We start from the raw sequence: 17,467 nt of genomic DNA, 5'->3' as shown, positions 1-17,467 counted from the left end.
CTGCCTATTCGACGCAGAACTCGTTGCCCTCCGGCACGCGCGCGAACCAGATGTTCGGGCCGCCCCAGCCCGCCGCCTCGACGAACGCCTTGTCCGATGTGGACTCCTCGGCGACGTCGGCGCCGAGCGCCGCGGCCCAGAACCGGGCCAGTACCAGCGCGTCCACGCTGTCGAACGTGACCGACTTGATGTAGGCGGGCATGGGCGCAAGGTAGCACCGTTGTTGGTGCCCCGTTTGTCGTGCCGTTTTTTGTCGTACCCGGTGGCTAGGCTGCTGGCATCTGGAGAGGGGATGCCGTGGTGCAGGAAGCTGGTGCAGGGCTGGTCGTCGACGCCGCGCGGGCGGAGCCGTTCGCGAGCGCCGAGGAGTATCGGGCCGCCGTCGGTGAGGTCCGGGAGGCGGCCGCCGCCTACTACAGCGGGCCCGACCTCGCCATGGACGACGCGCTGTATGACGCGCTGCTGGCCCGGGTCGCGGCGACGGAGGCGGCCCATCCGGACTGGAAGGCCGACGAGTCCCCGACCGAGGTCGTCGGCGCCGGCGGCGGGGTCGTCGGCGACGTCGTGCACAGCACCCCGATGCTCAGCCTCGACAACGTGTTCGACGAGGACACGCTGCACAAGTGGGCGGCCCGCCTGGAGAAGCTCGTGGGGCGGCCGGTCGGTGGGTTCACCGTCGAGCCGAAGATCGACGGGCTGGCGATCGCCGCCCGCTATGTCGACGGCCGGCTCGTGCAGGTCGCGACCCGCGGCGACGGCCGCGCCGGCGAGGACGTCACCGGGCAGGCCCGGCGGGCGGCGGCGGGGCTGCCGGAGCGGCTCGCCGCGCCGTTGACGCTCGAGGTGCGCGGCGAGGTCTTCATGACCGACGCCGACTTCGAGGTGGCCAATGCGATGCGCACGGGCACGGGCGAGCAGGCGTTCGCGCACCCGCGCAGCGCCGCCGCCGGCACGCTGCGCGCGCAGGACCGCACCTATGACGCGCCGCTGTCGTTCTTCGCCTATTCCGTGCACCGCGACGAGCCGCCGGCCGGCCCGCACTCCGAGGCGATGGCGGAGCTGGAGCGGCTGGGGGTCGCCACGACCGGCGGCTCGGTCGCCGGGACGCCCGTGTGCCAGACCATCGACGAGATCCTCACCGCGGTGCACGCCCTGAGCGCGAGCCGGGGCACGCTCGGGTTCGGCATCGACGGCGCGGTCATCAAGGCCGACCTGCCCGCCGACCGCGACGCCGCCGGCTCGTCCAGCCGGGCGCCGCGGTGGGGCGTGGCGTTCAAGTTCCCCGCCGACACGCGCATGACCCGGCTGCTGGAGATCAAGGTGCAGATCGGCCGGACCGGCGTGATCACCCCGGTCGCGGTGCTGGAGCCGGTGCAGGTCGACGGCGTGACCGTCACGTTCGCCACGCTGCACAACTTCGACGACCTCGTCCGGCGCAACGTGCGCCCGGGCGACATGGTGTTCGTCCGCCGCGCCGGCGACGTCATCCCGGAGATCACCGGCGCCAAGCTCGACGAGCGCCCGGCGGACTCGGTGCCGTTCGAGCCACCGGCCACGTGCCCCCGCTGCGACGGCGAGATCGACCGCACCCAGAAGCGCTGGCGCTGCACCCGCGGCCGGGTCTGCGGCGCCCACGAGTCCCTGGCGTACTACGCCGCCCGCCACTCCATGGACATCGAAGGCCTCGGCGGCAAGATCATCGACATGGTCGTCGCCGCGGGCCTCGTCACCGACCCGGCGGACCTCTACGACCTCGACGTCCCGACGGTCGCCGGCCTGGACCGGATGGGCGAGGTCTCCGCGACGAAGCTCGTCGCCGCCATCGAGGCCTCCAAGAGCCAGCCGCTCGCCCGCGTGCTGACGGGCCTCGGCGTGCGCATGACGGGCCGCTCCATGTCCCGCCGCCTGGCCCGCCACTTCGGCACGATGCAGGCCCTGCTGGACGCGTCCGTCGAGGACCTGAAGCAGGTCGAGGGCGTCGGCCCGGAGCGCGCCGTGACCGTCGCCGCCGAGCTGGTCGACCTGGCCCCGGTCATCGAGAAGCTCGTCGCCCACGGCGTCAACATGACCGAGCCCGACCTGCCCGCACCGCCCGCCGCCACCACCGACGACTCCGACGCCGATTCTCCCGCGGCCGGCGCCACCATCGCCCTACCGCTGCGCCGCCCCGACGGCACCCCGATGACCGTCGTCGTCACGGGCTCCGTCCCCGGCCTCACCCGCGACGAGGGCAACGAGGCCGTCGAACGCCTCGGCGGCAAGTCCTCCGGCTCCGTCTCGAAGCGCACCGACCTGGTCGTCGTCGGCGACGGCGCCGGCTCCAAGGCCGACAAGGCCGAGCAGCTCGGCATCCGCATCCTGCCAGCGGACCAGTTCGCCGCACTGCTCACAGCGTTCACCTCAGGCGACGAGCCCACCATCACCACCATCCTGTCCTGACCCACCACCATCCCCACCGCCCACCGGCCGCCGGCCGCTGCGCCCGCGCCCCGCCAGACAACCTGGCCCGCCGAGCGCAGCGGTCCGTCGCGCGCATGTGGGCCGTCGGGCACACCGGGACGCCGCGCGCATCTGGCCCGTCGGGCGCACGGGGACACCGCGCGCTCCGGGGTGCCACTCGCCGCGTACGCCTGTCCACCGGGCGCATCCTTTCCCGTCGCACCCTGAGGAGGCACGCACACACGGAGGTAGCAGCTGGGCCGCGCTCGCCGCAGTGGCGTACGAGCTTCAAGTCCCCCGGCCCCGGCATCCCCAGAGCCCAGCGCGCCCGCGGTCCGGTGCGAACAGGGCCGGTGGCCCCCGATGTCCCGCATGCCCGATACCCGGCGCCCGAGGTGATCTGGGCCCAACACGCCCAGAACCCGACGCGACCAGAGCCCGGATGCCCGCGGCCCGGATGCCCTCACAGCTCGGCGTGACCGGAGCCCAACTCGACCCAGGGCCGACGCGAGCAAGCCCGGCACGACCAGAACCCGGGCCTGACCCAAGGCCGGCGTGGCCCGAGGCCGACACGAGACGAGGCGGGCGTGGCAGGGCGGTGGTCGTGCCGTATTGCCATACCCGGGATGCGTCAGGTGATCCGGGCACCGGCCTGGGTGCCACCATGCGGGGTGCGCGGCGACTCCGGTGCCACTGCAGACTTCGCCCGCAAGCCTCACCGGACACCGAGAGCCGGGCACCACGCTCGCAGGTCCGACACTGACGCACCGGCATGATCCAAGGACCGATCTGGCCACCAGCACGACCGGACCCGTCCTTCGATCATCATGCTGCACGGCACCGTCGCCGGACGCGGACACGACCGCGCCGACGCTGCGACGCTGGACAGGTCGGGACGCGTCAGGCCATCGGTGCACCGGCCTCGGTGGCCACGACGCGGGCTGCGCGCCGCGACTCCGGAGCCACCGCCGGCCTCGCCCGCGAGCATCGCCGGTCACCGAGAGCCGGGCACCACGCTCACGGGTCCGACACTGATGCACCGGCATGATCCAAGGACCGATCTGGCCACCAGCACGACCAGGTCCGTCCTTCGATCATCAGGCTGGTCAACGCTGCGGCATTGGACAGATCGGGACGCGGCAGATGGTTGAGGTCCCAGCCTGGGTGGCCATTGTGCGGCTGCGCGCTGCGACTGCGGTGCCACCGGAAGGCTTCGTCCGCGAGCGTCGCGGGCATCGAGGGGCGGGTGCCAGGATCGCAGGTTTGACGCTGATGGGCCGGCGTGATCCACGGAGCGGTCTGGCTGCCAGGACGGCCGGGGTTGGCCTTCGATCATCAGCGGTGGCGATGCGGTGGGGGCGGAGCGCGGGGCTCGTGGAGGTTGGCGGCGTGGGTGGTTCTCATGACCGGCGCGGCGGCTGCCGTGCTGCGGAGGGCGGTGGTCCCTGCGGGATGCACCTGCCGCCACGCCGACCATCAGACCCCCGTTAGGGCGAACCTAGCGCTCCGATGGGGATTCATTCATCGGACTTGTTGGATTCCGGACAGCTGTCTCGACAGGAGTGCGCTGTCGGTATGGAACTGATTTGCCGGAAAAAGGGGGATTGGGTTACTAGCGTGTGCATGGCTGGTCCTACTTGTGGGGGATTTCGTGCGCGGCGGGAATGTGATGGGGCTCAGGTTGCTGGTGGTCGGCGTGGTGCTCGGCGTCACCTCGGTGGTGGTCGTGGACGCCGCATCAGCCGCATCAGCCGCATCAGCCGCATCAGCCGCATCAGCGGCGTCGGGCCGGGCGGAGGTCGCGTCGGGCCGGTCGAAAGTCGCGTCGGCGCGGGCTGAGACCGCCGTGCCGCGAGGGCGCGTCGAGTCGACGGTGCTGCGGGCCATGGTGAGCAACTACGTCGACGACACGCTGTCGCTGGTGGACGTGGCGGCCGGGACGGTGACCGGCACGATCTCCGGGATCGACGGGCCGGCGTGGCTGGCGGCGTCCGGTGATGGCCAGACGATGTACGTCGCGGCGTACAACGGCGACCGGCTCTACAAGGTGAACGCCGCCACCCGGGCCAAGACGTACGTCGACGTCGGCACCACGCCGGGCATCATCGCGCTGACGCCCGACGAGTCGAAGGTGTACGTGGCCAACTTCGGCAGCGACAACGTGTCGGTGGTGGACACGGCCACGTTCACGGTGTCGACGACGATCACCGTCGGCACCGATCCGACCGGCGTCGCGGTCACGCCGGACGGCGCCAGCGCGTACGTGGCGAACAGCGGCAACAACACGGTCAGCGTCATCGACACCGCGACCAACGCCGTCACCATCGCGGTGGGCGTCAACCCGCTCGGCGTGGCCATCACCCCGGACGGGTCGAAGGTGCTGGTGAGCAACCGGGGCGCCGCGACGCTCTCCGTCATCGCCACCAGCACGAACACCGTGACGGCCACGGTACCGGTCGGCTCCACGCCGTACGGTGTGGCGATCTCGGCCAGCGGCACGACCGCGTACGTCGCGTGCGCCGGCGCCGGGTCGGTGAGCGTGGTGAACCTGACCACCAACACGGCGGGCGCGCCGATCACGGTCGGGGCCATGCCGGTCGGCCTGTCGTTCACGCCCGGCGGCGGCACGCTCGTCGTCACGAACGCCATGAGCGGCACGGTCAGCGTCGTGGACACCGGCACCGCCACGGTGACCTCGACGGTGCCCGTGGGCGCGCAGCCGCTGTACGTGACCGCCGCCTACATCGAGGAGCAGTCGCTCGCGGTGACGACCGGTTCGCTGCCGGCCCCCACGGTCGGCACGGCGTACTCCGGCACGCCCGCGGTGACGGGCGGGACGGGACCGTTCACGTGGGCGGTCAGCGCCGGCTCGCTGCCGGCCGGGCTGAGCCTCAACGCCAGCACCGGCGAGGTCAGCGGCACGCCGACGGCGGCGGGGCCCGCGTCGTTCACGCTGCAGGTGACCGACTCGGCCGGCACGACCGCGTCGAAGGCGTACACGTTCACGGTCAGCCAGGCCGCGCCGCCCACGCCACCGCCATCACCGGCGAACCTGGCCGTGACCGTGGCACCGCCGCCGGTCGGGGTCGTCGGCGCGCCGTACACCGCCATGATGACGGCGACCGGCGGCACCGGACCCTACACATGGGCGGTGACCGGGGGGACGCTGCCGGGCGGACTGACGCTGAACGCGGCCACCGGTGTCATCACCGGCACGCCGGCCGCGGCGGCCGAGCGGCAGGTGACACTGACGGTCACCGACGCGAACCAGGCGACCGCGTCCGCCACCCGCACGTTCACGGTCAAGGCGGCGCTGACGATCGCCGAGCCCACCGGCACGGAGGCAGTGGCCGGCGCACCGTACGAGACCACGCTCGCGGCCGAGGGAGGCGTCGCGCCCTACACGTGGTCGGTGGTCGAAGGCACGCTGCCGGCCGGGCTGACCCTGAACGCCGCCACCGGAAAGATCAGCGGCACCGCCACGACCGCCGGCACGACGACGGTCACCGTCAGGGTCACGGACGCCGGCGGCCGCACCGGGGAGCGCGAGCTCTCGTTCACCGTCCGCCACCCCGCCCCGGCCGGTGTCACGGCCAAGGGCCGGGTCTCCTCGGTGCTGGCGGAGTGGACCGCCGCGAGCGACCCCGGCGTCACCGGGTACACCGCGTCCGCCGTCCCGGGGCCGGCCACCTGCACCACCGATTCGCGCACCACCACCAGCTGCGTGCTCGGCGCGGTCGCCGGCCAGTCCTACACGGTGACGGTCGTCGCCCACTCCGCCGCCGGCGACTCGGTGGTCAGCACCGCCTCGGCGCCGGCAACGGCGATCGCCCCGGCCGCCCCGCCGGCCCCGCCGCGGACGCCGCTCAAGCTGACCACCGACCGGGGGGCGATCACCTCGATCGCGCCCGCGCAGACGCTGACGTTCATCGGCAGCGGCTTCGCCCCGTTCTCGACCGTGGTCGTCAGCATCTACAGCACCCCGGCGACCCTCGCCACCGTCACCACCGACGCGAGCGGCGGGTTCAGCGCCCCGGTGACCATCCCGGCGGACCTCGCCGAGGGCAGCCACACCATGCTCGCCCAGGGCAGCGCCCCGGACGGCACCGCCCGCGCCATGGCCGTCGCCGTCACCACCACGGGCTTGGCGTCGCTGCCCGTGACCGGCGTCGACACCATGACCCTGACGGCGCTCGGCCTGCTCCTGATCACGGCCGGCGCCTCGCTCGTGACCCCGGTCAGCAGGCCATCGAGTTCGGCAGAGCGGCGACGCCCTTGAGGGCGTGGGCGAGGTCCGCGACGAAGCGGTCGACCAGCTCGCGGGTCTTGCCCGGCATGCAGACCACGTGGGCGTTGCCGCCGTCGTCGGTGGCGAGCGGCCAGCGATCCAGGAGGGGCTGCGGCGGGCGGGGGAAGACGACGGTGAAGGCGTGCTCCTGGGCGCGCCACGCCGGCCAGCCGATCCCGCGCAGCTGCCGCTCGGTGTAGCCGGCGAGGTCCCGGGCGGCGGCGGCCCGCCCGCGCAGGCCCGGCAGGCCCCAGTGGCGCAGGAGGTACCAGAGCCACAACGGCGCGTGGCCGGACCTGGAGCCGGTGATGGTGCTGTCCGGGGCGGCGGTGTAGGTGATGCTGCCCCGTCCGGTGTGGCGGTCGGCGAGGGCGACCACGATCCCGCAGGGGAAGGGCGTGGCGAGGAACTTGTGGCCGCTGACGGCGAAGGAGTGCACGCCGTCGGCGAAGGTGAAACCGGGCCGGGTCAGCGGGTCGCAGAGCGCCAGGGGGATGCCGGCGAGGGCCGCGTCGGCGTGGATCCAGCGCTGCGCGGGGTCGATGCCCGCGAGGGCGAGGGTCTTGTCGATCAGGGCGGCGTCGTCGACGGCCTCGGTCATGGTGGTGCCGACGGTGGCGACGACGATGGCGCCGGCACCGGGGCGGCGGCGCCGGGCGACGGCGGCGCGCAGGTCGTCGTAGCGCATCTCGCCGCGGTCGTCGGCGGGGACGAGGTGCAGCCGCATGCCGAGCAGCTCGGCGTTCTTCGCGATGCTGTAGTGCGCGGCGGTCGAGGCGAACACGGCCGCGCCCGGGAGGTGCTGGCGGGCCTGCCACAGGGCCCAGAGGTTGCTCTCGGTGCTGCCGGTCGTCACGTACCCGTGGCGGTTGTCCAGCGGTGCGTCGACGAGGTCGGCGACGAACTGGACGACCTCGTGCTCGACGACCTTCGTGTGCAGCCGGTACGAGCCGCCGGCGGCGTACGGGTGCCCGACGTTGTTCAGCAGGACCCGCTCGAAGCGCGTCACGGCGGTCATGTCGGGCAGGTCGATGGCGCCGGGGAAGCCGAGGTCGTAGTCGGAGTGCCGGGTCAGGTCGGCGTACAGCTGGTCGAGTCGCCCGCCGATGGTCGGGTCCGGGAGGCCGCTCACCTCGGCTGCGACCCGACGTCGACGATCCGCCCGAGTTCGCTCATCCAGCGCCACACGTGGTACGTGGGATCGTGCGGATCGATCTCGGAGAGCGCCGGGTTCCAGCGCCACTGCATGCTCGGCACGCCGTAGTGCGTGTTGGTGTCGTCGACGGAGCTCTCGACGGTGAGCCCGTTGAACTGCTTGCGGCCGCCGCGGTCAAGCAGCAGCCGGGTGCCGTCGATGAGGCGGGCGAAGCACCGGCCGGGCAGGTCGAACTCGTTGGCGGCCTGCCGCTGGGCGTCGGCCCAGGTGCCGTACGGGGTGTCGAGGGTGCACACGCCGATGCCGGCGAACACCGCCGTGGCCGACATCGGGTCGCTCTTGTTGACCATCTGCGTCCGCGGGTCGAAGCCGGGGTCGGCCTGGTAGCCCTCGTGCGCGTGCCGGGCCAGGCCGTACAGCAGCATCGGCAGGTCGTTGGCCTCGTCGTCGGCGAGGAAGATGCGGGTCGCGGTCCGCAGCTGTTGCAGCACCGGCACGCCGCGCTCGAGGTAGAACAGGGCGACGCCGTGGGGGCTGAGCGGGTCGCGGCGGCGGCGTTCCCACACGTGGCGGGTGTGCAGGACGGAGAAGCGCCGCAGCCGGGAGACGACCTCGCCCCGGAACGCGGCGGTGACGTCGGCCTCGGGGTTGCCGTCGCCCCTGCCGCGCGGCCCCTCCGGCGGGACCGCGCGCAGGTGACGGCTGTCGGGGTCGGCGTCGTCGTGGGCGAACCGGCGGTGCGGCCGCGGAACCCGGTCGTACGTCGAGTCGCCGCCCGGCGTGAACGAGGAACCGTGCACGGACGAGGAGCCGTGCGCGGACGAGGAACCGTGCACGGACGAGGAGCCGTGCGCGGACGAGGAGCCGTGCGCGGACGAGGAGCCGGACGAAGGGCCGGAGGAGAACGAGGAGCCGGAGGGGCCGGACGAAGGGCCGGACGAGAACGAGGAGCCGGAGGGGCCGTATGAGGCGGCCGGCGGAGCCACCGCCGGGTCGGTCTCAAACATCGAGGTCCTTGAGCCGGCGGTCCAGGACCCGCAGCGGGTCCGGTCTGCCGCGCCCGACGTCGGCGAGCACCGGCGCCCGGCGCGACCGCAGCATGAGCGCCCAGACCGCCCCGACGAGGACGGTGATGAGCACGGCGGCGGGGATGACGGCCTGCAGGATCGAGTCGCCGGCGATCCCCAGCAGCGAGGAGAGGTTCGTGAGCGTGACGAGCAGGATGCCGGTGCCCGCGATCACGCCCAGGCTGGGCAGCACGGTGCTGACCAGGAGGCCTTCGCGGGAGCCGCCGCCGCGCCGGTAGTACCGGATGCTGCCGGCCGAGATGAGCACCAGCATCAGCATGATCCCGATGGCGCCGGCCGCGGACAGCCAGGTGAAGAGCACGGTGATCGGGTCGGCGCCGAGGACGACGAACACGCCGACGACCACGAGCGCGCTCGCGCTCTGCAGGACCGAGCCGCCGGTCGGGGCGCCCTCGGCCTGCCCGCTGGCGCCGGTGCGGGCCAGCCACGCCGGCAGGACGCCCTCGCGGGCCATCCCGAAGGCGTAGCGGGCGAGGACGTTGTGGAAGGACAGCATCGCCACGAAGACCGAGGTGATGAGCAGCATCGTGGCGAGAAGGCTGAGGCCGCTGCCGTACCACTCGTCGAGGACGTTGAAGGGCAGGCCCGCGTCGGGGTCGGCGGCGACGGCGGCGATCCGGTCGGCGCCGACGGTCGCGGCGAGCGCCCAGGCCGACAGCCCGTAGAACAGCGGCATGAAGATGAGGGCGCCGATGGTGGCGCGGGTGATGCTGCGGCTGGTGCGGACCTCCTCGCTGTAGGCGGGGGCCGTGTCGAAGCCGATGAACGCCGCGATGCCGAGCGCGAGGGCGCCACCGATGCCGGGCGCCCACAGGCCGGGGAAGCTGATCGGCTCGGTGCTGATGGACCCGCCGGCGGGGTGGGCGAACGCGGCCAGGTCGAACAGGGCGATGACGACCAGCTCGACGCAGAGCACCGACCCGACGACGAACGCGGACAGCGACACGTGCAGCAGCCCGCAGACGGCGACGGCGAGCCAGAGCACCGCGGCCCACACGACCCAGTTGCCGCCGAGCAGCTCGGCGAGGGTGGCGCCGACCAGGCCGTACAGGCTCATCTGGATGCATGAGTAGAAGACCAGCGCGAGGGCGCCGCCGATGATGCCCGCGGTCGGCCCGAAGCCGTGCGCGAGCAGGGCGTAGGCGGGGGCGGCGTGCGGCACGTTGCGGGCCATCGACACGTACCCGACGGCGAGCAGGGCGAGCGCGATGCCGAGCAGGGGGAAGGTCAGCGGGGTGGCGACCATCCCGGTCGAGGCGTAGGTGGCCACGATACCGCCGGCCAGGACCGCCATCGGGGAGCTGGCGCCGATCTGGAAGAGCCAGACGCCGCCGCCGGACATCTGCCGGCGGGTGAGCCCGTACCCGGTCATCGGCCACCGCCGAAAAGACGACGAGGTGTCGCGGACTGAGTGGAAGGACGCATCGCGGCGCGCACTCCGATTCTTCAGTTGGCTGTGCGTGATCAGGACCGCTGCGCAGTGTATAGGCGGAAGTTACTCGGTGGCGCCCTGGCGAATCTCATGCATTCCCATGGGTCGTTAGGTCCCGAACCCCCGGGAACAGGCATTGGAGCACTCTGTGACCGGTGTGAGCCGCCCCACGTGGCCGGAGAATTTACCGCCTGGTGCCGCGCCCGTAACGTTCGGCTCCGCATGACGACGCCCCGCCGGATCCTGGGGACCCAGGATCCGGCGGGGCCGGGCGCGACAGACCGGTCAGGTCAGCCGCAGGTAGTCGACGTTGAACCCGCCGGTCTCGCAGAACAGCGTCAGCTGCTGGTCGCCGGCGGTGGCGACGGTGACCGGGACGTGGACGGACTGGTAGGCGCCCCACCCGCCGGTGTCCGGCACGGACACCGTGGCCAGGACCGCGCCGGTCGCGTCGCGCAGCGAGATCGCGCCGGGCAGCGGGCCGCCGGTGCCGGTCGCGACGCGCAGCTCCACGTCGTAGGTGCCGGCGGCGACGTCGAGGCGGTAGGCGAGCCAGTTGCCGGCGGCGGTCCACCCGACGTTCTTCCCGCCGCTGGCGGCGGGGTTGGACTCGATGAAGTTCGGGCCGCCGTCGGTCCAGCCGTGCTGCGCCACGTACGCCTCGGCCTCGACCTTCTCCCCCACGGGCGCGCCGTGCGGCCGGACGGTGACGTGGACCGTGCGCGAGGCGGCGGCGCGGCCGTCGGTGGCGGTGACCGTGAGGTCGAAGGCGCCAGCGACGGTCGGGTGCAGCGAGACGGCGCCGGTGGCCGCGTCGACGGTCACGCCGTCGGGCAGGTCCGTGGCGTAGTAGGACAGGGCGTCGCGGTCGGCGTCGGTGGCCTGCAGCCGCAGCGTCGTGGTGGCGTACTGGTCGACCACGACCGGGCCCGGGTCGCGCAGGACGGGGGCGTGGTTGCGGCCGCGGGGCAGGTCCGCGTCCCAGCGGAACGTGGCGTAGGCGTGCGCCGGCACGGTGGCGACGAACGACTTCCCGGCGAGCACGACCCGCACGGTGCGGTCGGTGTCGAGCGCGTTGCCGACGACCGCGACGTAGCCGTCGTGCCGGTCACGGAAGACGACGTTGCCGATCCCGCCCGCGGTACCGCTGGAGGCGACCCGGACGTGCGAGGGCGTCAGGTACCGGCTGAACTGCCCGAGCTGGTAGAGCTCGTCGCGGACGGTGAACGTGCGGGAAGCGGTGTCCACCTTGACGAGCCGGTCCGGCCACTTGGTGGTGCGGGCGACCTCGTCCCAGTCGACGTTGTTGTCGCGGGCCGGGGTCCAGTGCAGGGTGCCGCCGTCCTGGTCGGTCGCCTGCGCCCACATGACGTAGGAGGACGCGTCGAGGCGGAAGTCGGCGAGGACCGTGGCCGGGGACAGGTCACTGGTCTCGGTGAGGTGCACGGGCTTGCCGGTCTGCTCGTAGGCGTCCCGCATGACGGTGGGGTCGCCCCAGTACGGGTGGAACGCGATCGCGTCGGCGGCCCGTGCGGCGGCCGGGTCGTCGAGCACCCGGTAGTAGTTCTTCGTGGCGGTGCTGTTCGGGTCGCGCCAGTCCCAGAAGTTGAAGTCGTGGATGTAGAGGTCGACGTCGAGGCGGGCCTTGCGCAGCTCGCGGTCGATCGCCACGGACAGCTTCTGCTGCTGCTCGACGCTGATGTCCATGGCCGGGTAGACGACGTCCATGCCGGGCTCGTTGAGCAGCGTCAGCGCGTCGACGCGGATGCCGAGCCGGGCGTACGCCTGGACGTACTTGACGTAGTAGCGGGCGAACACGTCGATGCGGTCGTCGCGGAGCTTGCCGACCTGGTAGTGCTCGCTGGTGCTGCCGGGCTTGAGGGCGACCTCGCCGAGGAACTTGTTGTTGGTCTTCATCCACGCCGGGGCGCTCCACGCGGAGGCGAGGAACGTCGCCTGCGGGTTGTACTTCTGGATCAGCTTGATCGTGTCGACGATGTGCAGGTCGATGTCGCGCTGGATGGAGAAGTACCGCAGGTCGGGGTCCTCGGTGACGCCGGCGGGCAGGTCGTCGTAGGACCAGAACGGCAGGTGCTCGATGAGGTCGGGGCTGCCGATGGTGAGCCGGAAGCGGTCCAGGCCGGCGCCGGTGCGCGGGTCGACGAGCAGCCGGACGGCGCGCTCGCGCTCGGCGGGGGTGAGCTTCCACAGGTTCGACACGGAGGTCTCGTCGATCGAGAAGCCGATGCCGGTGTACGACTGGCGCGTCCGGCTCGGGTCGACGACGACGGTCGCGTCGGCCTGGATGCCGGCCCCGGCGCCGACCCGGGCGTCCGGCAGCGGCTGCCAGTGCGCGGCGCCGGTCGAGTAGGTGCCCGTGACCAGGGCGCCGGGCCGGGCGTTCGCCGCCGCCGGGGCGGCTGCGGCGCCCAGGGCGCCGGCGGTGACCAGCGCGACGGCAGCCACGGAGATGGATCGCCTCACGGCGCCTCCTTCTGCGGATGGTGGAGGCGCGCGGAATCCATCGACGCCTGTAACACGAAGGAAACACGCTGCCGCAGCAGCGTGTCAACCTTTTTTCAGGATTCGATGGAAGTTTCTATGAAACACGCGTCAGGACGGCACCGGCCCGGTCGAGCCACGCACCACGAGGTCGGTTGCCAGCTCCACGTGCAGCGCGTCGAGCTCGTGCCCGGCGAGCATCCGGCCGAGCAGGCTGACCGCCATCCGCCCCATCTCGCCCAGCGGCTGGCGGACCGTGGTGAGCGCGGGGTGCGTGGCCCGGGCGAGCTCGATGTCGTCGAAGCCGGCCACCGACAGGTCGTGCGGCACGCGCAGGCCCCGGTCGGCGGCGGCGTGCAGCGCCCCGACGGCCATCTTGTCGTTGAACGCGACGATCGCCGTCGGCCGCTCCGGCAGGTCGAGCAGCTCACCGGCGGCGCGGTACCCCTCCTCCACCGTCGGGTCGGACACGGCGCGCACCAGGTCGGGCGAGGGCAGCACGCCGGCGCCGACGAGCGGCGCGAGCCAGCCGGCGAGCCGGTCGCTGCTGGCCATCCAGCCCGGGCGGCCGCCAAGGATGCCGACGTGGCGGTGCCCGAGCTCCGTCAGGTGCGTCACGAGCCGCCGGGCGCCGGCGAAGTTGGCCGCCGACACGGCCGCGATGTCGCGCGGCGGCGACGTGCGCGGATCCACGACCACGAACGGGAAGCCCTGGTCGCGCAGCCGCTCCAGGTCCTCCTCCGGCTCCGACGGCAGGATGAGCAGCGCGCCCGCGACCTGCGGCCAGCCGGTCAGCGTCTTGAGCACCTCGGTGCGCTTCCACGACGACTCGCCGGCGTCGACGATCGCGTGCATGCCGTGCACGTCGAGCGCCTCCGCGATGGCGGACACGATCAGCCCGAAGTAGTCCGTCAGCACGTACGGGCAGCGCACATAGACGCCGTTGTCCGCCTTCTCCGCGCCCGACCCGCGCCGCCGCGGCGCCTGCCGGCCGAGGCCGCCCATCGCCTCCAGGACCCGGTCCCGGGTGCCGGGCGCGACGTTGGCACGGCCGTTGAGCACCCGCGACACCGTCGCGATGGACAGGCCGGTCTGCTGAGCGACGTCGCGGATGGTGACGCGCTGCCGCTGCTCTGTTTCACCCGCTTGTTTCATCACCGGCCAGCATATCGGCTGGCCCGCCTGATCCGCCGGTGCGGCGACAGCCGCTCTGTGTCGTTGTGCGCACCTCTGGGGCCGGGCGGTCGCCCGCCCGGCCCCTTCGGGATCCGGCTACTCGGTGCGCAGTGCCGTGGCGGTCCGGGTCTTGGCGGCCCAGCCCGCCGGCAGGAGGGCGCCGGCGGCGGCGATGACGAGGCCGCCGAACACCAGGGGCAGGACCAGCAGCGGGGCGTACACCTCGATGTACGACGACGGGATGCCGGTGTTCGCGGCGCGGCCCATCGCCGGCAGGACCGCGTGGTGGAGCACGATGCCGAGCGGGACCCCGATCGCGCCGGCGAGCAGGCCGGTGCCGGTGACCGAGGTGAGGACCATCGTGACCGTCTGCCGCGGGGACATGCCGAGGGCCTTGAACACGCCGAGGTCGTGCACGCGTTCGCGGGTGTCGAGCACGACCGTGTTGAGTACGCCCATCCCGGCGACGACGACGAGCATCAGGGTGAGCGTCGCGGCGAGCGTGTCCATGGCGACGACGGTCTCGCTGATCTCCCCGACGTTGACGTCGGCGCCGCCGCCGAGCGGCTCCAGGACCTTGTTCAGCGCGTCCACATAGGACTTGGCGGTGGCGCCCGGGTCGAGGTCGATGTGGAACTCGACCGACTCCGGCTCGACGACGGTGCCGAGGGCGGTGAGGGTGGCCGCGTCGGTGACGACGCCCCGGCCGTCGTCGCTCAGGTCGAGCGACTCCCCCACGATCCGGACCTTGAGCGAGCGCCCGGCGTCGGTCAGCGTGGCCGTGTCGCCGACCTTGAGCCCGGTGGCGCGCAGGAACGCGGTCGGCACCACGATCTGGCCCGGCCCGTCGAACCACTTCCCGGAGATCATCTTGTACGCGCCCCAGGAGGAGTCCCCGGTGAAGGCGACGACGTCGGCGGGGGTGGTGAGGCCGGAGACCCCGATCTCGGCGTGCCCCGTGGTGAACCACCGGCGGGTGCCGGGCTGCGCGTCGATCGCGGCCCGCACCTTCCCGAGGGCCTCGGCGTCCGTCTGCGGGCCGCCCTTGCCGTTCTGCCCCTGACCGGCCGGCTGGCCCGCGCTCACCGGGGCGCTGGGGCCTCCCGAACCACCCGGCCCGCCCGGCTGGCCCGGTGCCGGCGGGCCGGCGGGGCCGCCGGGGCCGGGGCCGAACGTGAACGCGTGGGCGACGACGGCGCCGGCGGTGCGGCGGTTGAGACCCTCCTGGATGCCGGCGAGGGACGTGGCGAGGCCGACCCCGAACGTCACCCCGAGCGCGCCCAGGGCGACCGCCGCCACGATCGTCGCGGAGCGGGACGGGCTGGTGAACGGGTTCGCCAGCCCCAGGCTCACCGGCCGGGGCAGCGGCAGGCGGCCCAGCAGCCGCCGCGCCGTCCGCCCGCGCCCGCTGGCCGGGGTGCGGCCGACGGCCAGGGCGGTGACGGTGCGCAGCCGGCCGGCCCGCAGCGCCGGCACGAACGCGGTCAGCACGACCGCGGCGAGCGCGACGAGCGGCACGACCACGCTCACCCACGGCGCGACCGTCATCGAGGCGGTGCCGAACGCGTCGCTCTCGTCCGCCAGGACCGGCACCGCGGCGAGGTTGCCCAGCAGCACGCCGAGCGCGGCGCCGACGGTGGCCGGGATCAGCGCCTGGCCGATGTACGCGCGGGTGACCTGGGCGGGGGTGAAGCCGACGGCCTTCAGGATGCCGATGCGGCGGGTCGCGGCGCCGACCGAACCGCTCACGACGACGCCGATGATGAGCACCGACATGCACAGCCCGAGCACCCCGAACGCGACCACGAACGGCACGAACGTCGCCGCCCGGCGCTCCGCGTCGCGTTTCACGGTGAGGTACGACGCGGCGCCCGTCATCGCGTCGGCAGGCACCGCGCCGGCGACGGCGGCCCGGTGCGCGGTGAGCTGCGCGTCGGTGGTGGCGTCGGCGAAGCGGTACAACATCTGGAAACCGCCCTTGACGTCGCCGCTGAGCAGCGACGTCAGCTGGTCGGGGGTCGTCCACGCCTCGGCGCTGGTCCCGACCGACCTGGCGAGGCCCACGACGGTGAGCGTGGGGCTGCCGGGCGAATCGGTGAACGTGAGCCGGTCGCCGACCTCCAGCGGCGACCGGCCGGCCGCCCACACGATCTCCCCGGCGGCGGTGGCCCACCGGCCGGCGGTCAGGTCGAGCCGGTCGACGGGCCCGCCGGGGTCGGCACGGCCGGCGAGGATCGCGGGCGGCAGCTGGAGCCCCGGCGGGATGCGGCTGCCGCTGACCGTCGTCGGGCGCAGCGACACGGTCCTGAACGGGCCGGCGGACGCGGTCGCACCGGCCGCCTTCGCGGTGGCGGCGACGGTGTCCGCGGTGACGGCGCCCGCGTCGAACGTGGCCGTCAGGTGGGCGCCCTGCTGCTTGGCGAAGCCCCGGTCGAAGGGCGCGCGGGAAGCGTCGAGGAGGCCTGCTGCCAGTACCGACGCGGAAACGGCGAGCATGGTCGTCAACGCCATCACGACCGACTGGACCCTCCGCCGCCCGCCGGCACGCACCACACTGCCGACGCCGCTCACGCCGTCACCTTTGCTTGGATGCCGTGCTTGACGTCGCGGCTGAGGCGGCCGTCGACGAGCTCCACGGTTCTCGTGGCGCACTCGTGGGCGAGGGTCACGTCGTGGGTGACGAGGACGACGGTCTGCCCGTCGCGGTGCAGGGCGGTCAGCAGGTCGCGGACCTCGCGGCCGGACGCCGTGTCCAGGGCGCCGGTCGGCTCGTCGGCGAGGAGCAGCGACGGGCGGTTCATGAGGGCGCGCGCGACGGCGACGCGCTGCCGCTCACCGCCGGAGAGCCGGCCGGGGAACGCCTTCGCGTGCCGCCGCACCCCCAGCTTCTCCAGCAGCTCGCCGGCCCTGGCGGTGGCCTCGGCCCTCGGTACACCGGCCAGCTGCGCGGGCAGCAGGACGTTGTCGTGCACGGTCAGGTCGTCGACGAGGTTGAAGAACTGGAAGACCATGCCGATGCGGGCGCGGCGGTACTTCGCGGACGCGGCCTCGCCGAGCCCGTCGACCCGCACGCCGTCGACGGTGACGCTGCCCGACGTGGGCCGGTCCAGCCCGGCGATCAGGTTGAGCAGCGTGGACTTGCCGCTGCCGGACGCGCCCAGCACGGCGACGGCCTCACCGGCGTCGATCCGCAGCGTCAGCCCGGCGAGGGCGGGTGGGCCGTCGTCGTACCGTTTGCTCACGTCGCTGATCTGGATGAGTGGCGCGCTCACGGTGTACCTCCGCGGTCGTCTCGTGTGGATGCTCCGACCGTAGGAAGCGGGCGGTCTCCGGCACGTCGGCCACGGTGACGGTCTCCGGCGGGTGCGTCATCCTTTTGGACTACA

General features: G+C 73.2%; 10 protein-coding genes. 2 read left to right on the top strand and 8 right to left on the bottom strand.

The genetic code is table 11. The features are described from left to right. Positions 1-4: 4 nt before the first annotated feature. Positions 5-202: a VOC family protein gene (locus ABD332_RS02210; RefSeq protein WP_344498922.1), complete on the bottom strand. Its 198-nt coding sequence runs from the start codon at positions 200-202 to the stop codon at positions 5-7. A 95-nt stretch (positions 203-297) separates the two neighbouring features. Here ABD332_RS02210 and ligA point away from each other — a divergent pair, with 95 nt between their 5' ends. Further along, the gene (gene ligA, locus ABD332_RS02205; protein ID WP_344498920.1) at positions 298-2,439 is read left to right on the top strand and encodes an NAD-dependent DNA ligase LigA; all 2,142 of its coding nucleotides are present in this window, start codon (positions 298-300) and stop codon (positions 2,437-2,439) included. A gap of 1,669 nt (positions 2,440-4,108) precedes the next feature. Beyond that, positions 4,109-6,718, top strand: a complete 2,610-nt coding sequence (locus tag ABD332_RS02200; protein WP_344498918.1) for a putative Ig domain-containing protein — start codon at positions 4,109-4,111, stop codon at positions 6,716-6,718. Here the strand turns inward: ABD332_RS02200 and ABD332_RS02195 are convergent. The 7 genes from ABD332_RS02195 to ABD332_RS02165 form a co-directional block, all read right to left on the bottom strand. Then, complete coding sequence (locus tag ABD332_RS02195; protein ID WP_344498916.1) at positions 6,678-7,859, bottom strand: pyridoxal-dependent decarboxylase; 1,182 nt, start codon at positions 7,857-7,859, stop codon at positions 6,678-6,680. The two genes, ABD332_RS02200 and ABD332_RS02195, sit on opposite strands and share 41 nt — an antisense overlap. Next, positions 7,856-8,890, bottom strand: a complete 1,035-nt coding sequence (locus tag ABD332_RS02190) for a hypothetical protein (protein WP_344498914.1) — start codon at positions 8,888-8,890, stop codon at positions 7,856-7,858. The genes ABD332_RS02195 and ABD332_RS02190 overlap by 4 nt, the downstream gene beginning before the upstream one ends. Continuing rightward, positions 8,883-10,343 (bottom strand): APC family permease, encoded by a 1,461-nt coding sequence (locus ABD332_RS02185; RefSeq protein WP_344498912.1) that lies wholly within the window; start codon positions 10,341-10,343, stop codon positions 8,883-8,885. The genes ABD332_RS02190 and ABD332_RS02185 overlap by 8 nt, the downstream gene beginning before the upstream one ends. A gap of 345 nt (positions 10,344-10,688) precedes the next feature. Next, the gene (locus ABD332_RS02180; protein WP_344498910.1) at positions 10,689-12,887 is read right to left on the bottom strand and encodes a carbohydrate-binding protein; all 2,199 of its coding nucleotides are present in this window, start codon (positions 12,885-12,887) and stop codon (positions 10,689-10,691) included. 129 nt (positions 12,888-13,016) lie between these two features. Next, positions 13,017-14,060 carry a LacI family DNA-binding transcriptional regulator gene (locus ABD332_RS02175; RefSeq protein ID WP_344498908.1) on the bottom strand — a complete coding sequence of 348 codons (1,044 nt, stop codon included), beginning with the start codon at positions 14,058-14,060 and terminating at the stop codon, positions 13,017-13,019. A gap of 117 nt (positions 14,061-14,177) precedes the next feature. Beyond that, positions 14,178-16,652 (bottom strand): ABC transporter permease, encoded by a 2,475-nt coding sequence (locus tag ABD332_RS02170; RefSeq protein ID WP_344498906.1) that lies wholly within the window; start codon positions 16,650-16,652, stop codon positions 14,178-14,180. Next, positions 16,649-17,353 carry an ABC transporter ATP-binding protein gene (locus tag ABD332_RS02165; protein ID WP_344498904.1) on the bottom strand — a complete coding sequence of 235 codons (705 nt, stop codon included), beginning with the start codon at positions 17,351-17,353 and terminating at the stop codon, positions 16,649-16,651. Before ABD332_RS02165 ends, ABD332_RS02170 begins: the two co-directional genes overlap by 4 nt. Between the last annotated feature and the right edge of the window lie 114 nt (positions 17,354-17,467).

Origin of the sequence: Dactylosporangium maewongense (genome assembly GCF_039531485.1) — a bacterium.
GTDB lineage: Bacteria > Actinomycetota > Actinomycetes > Mycobacteriales > Micromonosporaceae > Dactylosporangium > Dactylosporangium maewongense.
This window is presented reverse-complemented; position numbering and strand designations above follow the sequence as displayed.

Coding starts and splice junctions, on each gene's coding strand:
- ABD332_RS02200 (WP_344498918.1), top strand. CDS start 4,109: ATGGGGCTCAGGTTGCTGGTGGTCGGCGTGGTGCTCGGCGTCACCTCG.
- ABD332_RS02175 (WP_344498908.1), bottom strand. CDS start 14,060: ATGAAACAAGCGGGTGAAACAGAGCAGCGGCAGCGCGTCACCATCCGC.
- ABD332_RS02190 (WP_344498914.1), bottom strand. CDS start 8,890: ATGTTTGAGACCGACCCGGCGGTGGCTCCGCCGGCCGCCTCATACGGC.
- ABD332_RS02185 (WP_344498912.1), bottom strand. CDS start 10,343: ATGACCGGGTACGGGCTCACCCGCCGGCAGATGTCCGGCGGCGGCGTC.
- ABD332_RS02210 (WP_344498922.1), bottom strand. CDS start 202: ATGCCCGCCTACATCAAGTCGGTCACGTTCGACAGCGTGGACGCGCTG.